We start from the raw sequence: 3,004 nt of genomic DNA, 5'->3' as shown, positions 1-3,004 counted from the left end.
GGCTCCTGCGGGGTGGGCACCGGGGCCTGCTGGTTGGGCTGCTGCGCGTGCGGCTGCTGCAGACCGCTCGCGGCCCCCGCCGTCGCGTTGACGCCCATGCCGAGGAAGGCCATGCCCGCCCCACCACCGGCGCCGCCCGGGTTCTCGCCCGCGGCCTGGAAGCCACGCGCGGCGGCCTGCTGCATGAAGGAGTTGCCGCGGGCCCCACCCAGGGCGTCGGCCTTCTTGACGTCCGAGAGCAGCTTGCGGGTGTCCTCGTCGTACTCGATGGCCTGCAGGGCCACCTGGGAGATCGTCAGGCCACGGCCCGTGATCCACCCGTAGTTGTCCTCGACCGCCTTGGACAGGGACTGGGCGAAGCCGATCGCGTCACCCTGGATGCGGGCGATGCGGTTCCCCTTGCTGGGGTCGTTCGTGTAGTTCGAGAACGCGGCCGACAGGGACCCGACCACCTCGTTGAAGAGCTGGCTCGCGGCGTCGTTGTCGAGGTCGGTGAAGTCGAAGACCCGGGGCGTGGCGCTCAGGTACGTCAGGGGCACGAACTGCTTGACCAGCAGGATCGGGTCGACGATGCGCAGCGTGTACGAGCCGCGGGTGACCGCGCCGACCTGGGCGCCCAGGTAGGCGTCATCCCAGTAGATCTCCGACTGGGTGCCGAACCGGTTGTTCGGGATCTCCTTGAGGTTCACGTAGAAGGCCAGCTGCTGGGAGCCGGGGCGCCCGCCGAACTTGAAGCGCTCCCAGGACATCGTCACCGTGGGGCTGAGGATCCCGTCCCCGGCGAACAGTGACTGGGAGTTGATGTCCTCGGAGTTGAAGATGAAGCCGCCCGGCTCCGCGACCAGACCGGTGAGCTCGCCGTCCTGGAAGGTCATCAGGCCGTAGCCCTCGGGCACCACGATGCGGCTGCCGTTGGTGATGATGTGCTGCGAGGCGGAGGTGTTCGACCCGCGGCCGGCGTTCTGACCCTGCGGGACGGCCGGGAAGATCGCGGCGGTCGGCGCGAGACCGGGCGGCGGGGCCAGGAAGTCCTTCCACTGGTCGGCGAGCATCCCGCCGACGGCGCCGGAGAAGGCCTTGATGAATCCCATGGTGCGTCCTCTGCTCGGCCCGTGATCCAGGCGACGGCATCTTCGCGATCGCGGCGCACACTATCGCGGGGAGCCTGCCGGACGACAGGGCCGGGCGGGTGGAGTGGCCCCGCGGGCCCACGCGGACGCCGCCGCGCGCGGCCTCAGGGGCGGGTGACAGGCAGGCCTGGCGCACGACGCGCGAGCTCGGCCAGAAGGCTCTGCGGCTCGTCGACCCTCACCTCGTAGACCATCCCGTCGGACGCGACGACGCGGATGCCCGGGCCCGCGTCGAAGAGGAGACCCGTGCGCCGCCCTGGAACCCGCCGCAGACCCACGCCGCCATAGCTCGCGGGACGGATGCGCTCCACCTCCCCGACCTCGATGATCGCTTCGGGAGCGAGGTGCGCACGCCACAACGGGCGGAACGTCATCTGCAGTCCGGCGTCGGACCACGCGAGACGGATCTCGGCTCGTAGGAGGGCGACCCCCAGGGCGACACCCACCAGCGAGGGCACCGCTGACGAGATGAGCAGGCCAGGGTTGTCCCACGGGACAAGCGCCACGACCAGGCCGACCGCACCGAGGCTCAGGGCGACGCCCGCCCACGCGACAGCGCGAAGCCAGCCTGGGGCCGATCGAACGTCCAGGGCGGGTTCTGCCATCAGCGGCTCCTTCGTGCGGTGACATCAGCGCTTAGGCTCGGCGGGGCAGGAGCGTACTCCTGCACTCCGTGCTCGTCGGTCGCGAGCGGCAAGAAGAAGGCAGCGGTGAACTCGACGACACTGAGCAAGGACGGCAGCGTCCACGTCACCGACGAGCGGATCAACACCGTCTCCCACCTGGCGGCGACCTGCTTCGCGCTGGTCGGCTCGGCGCTGCTCATCGCGCAGGCCGGGGACCAGGGCGACCCGTGGAAGATCGTCGGGTTCAGCGTCTACGGGTTCTGCGTCCTCATGCTGTTCGGCTCGAGCACCCTGCACCACGGCCTGGACCGCAGCCCCCGGGTCAACGAGGTGCTCCGCACCCTGGACTACGACTCGGTGTTCCTGCTCATCGCGGGGTCCGTCACGCCCCTGGTGCTCGTGCTGTTCCGCAACACGTACGGCTGGACCATCCTGGGTGCCGTCTGGGCGATCGCCGCCGCGGGCATCGTGCTGCGGTCGCTGCATCGCACGCTGCCCAAGCACCTGAGCAACACCCTGTTCATCGTGCTGGGCTGGATCCCCGTGCTGCTCGCTGGCGCGGGGGTGCCGCTGCCCTTCGGCGCCTACGCGCTGATGGCCGCCGGCGGGCTGATGTACAGCGCCGGGTTCGTCATCTTCGTCATCGAGAAGCCCAACCCCGTACCCGGGGTATTCGGCTTCCACGAGATCTGGCACATCATCGTGGTGCTCGCGGCCTTCCTGCACTACCTGCTGATGTACCTGTACGTGCTGCCGGCGTAGCGCCGTCGTGGTCAGCGGGTCTCGGCCCGGAAGCCCGCCTCGCCCCAGGACGCAGCCACCCGATCGCCGTCGGCCAAGATCACCGGTGTGCATCCACGCACCGCCCCCGGCCCGGACTCGGCCGGGACCACGAAGCACAGCACGTACTCCCCCGGATCGACCGGCAGGTCGAACCGGCCACCCGCCACGGGCTGCCACAGTCCCCCCACCCCGACGACGTCGTCAGCGTCCATGCGCAGATTCGCGTGCGTCAGGTCCGCGCCGGGTTCGGCGTCGAGCAGAGCCCACGTGGCGGCGTCGTCCGCGGGCAGCACCGCCACCCAGCCCTCGTCGACCTCGATCGATGGCCGCCCGGTATCCGACACGAGGCGCAGCGTGCCGCCGGGGGCGTCCCCCTCGCCGTCGCAGCCCGCGAGCAGCACCGCACCGGCGACCAGGCAGCCGGTCAACGTCGCGAGCCGGGCCCGTCCGCTCACCCGCATGGCG

At 70.7% G+C, this 3,004-nt stretch carries 4 protein-coding genes; 1 reads left to right on the top strand and 3 read right to left on the bottom strand.

The genetic code is table 11. From position 1 onward, the window contains the following. Together L0B03_RS15915 and L0B03_RS15910 are read right to left on the bottom strand one after the other, a co-directional pair. The coding region (locus L0B03_RS15915) for an SPFH domain-containing protein (RefSeq protein ID WP_250447658.1) at positions 1–1,091 on the bottom strand (1,091 nt) is incomplete at its 3' end. Between the two features lie 143 nt (positions 1,092–1,234). Beyond that, positions 1,235–1,735 (bottom strand): hypothetical protein, encoded by a 501-nt coding sequence (locus L0B03_RS15910; protein WP_250447654.1) that lies wholly within the window; start codon positions 1,733–1,735, stop codon positions 1,235–1,237. A gap of 105 nt (positions 1,736–1,840) precedes the next feature. Between L0B03_RS15910 and L0B03_RS15905 the strand changes: the two genes are divergently transcribed. Then, a complete protein-coding gene (locus L0B03_RS15905) occupies positions 1,841–2,518 on the top strand; it encodes a hemolysin III family protein (protein WP_250447651.1) in 678 nt (225 codons plus the stop codon). A gap of 11 nt (positions 2,519–2,529) precedes the next feature. On the opposite strand, the gene L0B03_RS15900 is transcribed toward L0B03_RS15905, so the two are convergent. After that, the coding region (locus L0B03_RS15900) for a hypothetical protein (RefSeq protein WP_250447648.1) at positions 2,530–3,004 on the bottom strand (475 nt) is incomplete at its 5' end.

It is taken from the genome of Actinotalea sp. C106, assembly GCF_023630195.1.
Classification (GTDB): Bacteria; Actinomycetota; Actinomycetes; order Actinomycetales; family Cellulomonadaceae; genus Actinotalea.
This window is presented reverse-complemented; position numbering and strand designations above follow the sequence as displayed.

Bases quoted from the DNA above. Each gene is read 5' to 3' on its own strand.
- L0B03_RS15910 (WP_250447654.1), bottom strand. From the start codon at position 1,735: ATGGCAGAACCCGCCCTGGACGTTCGATCGGCCCCAGGCTGGCTTCGC.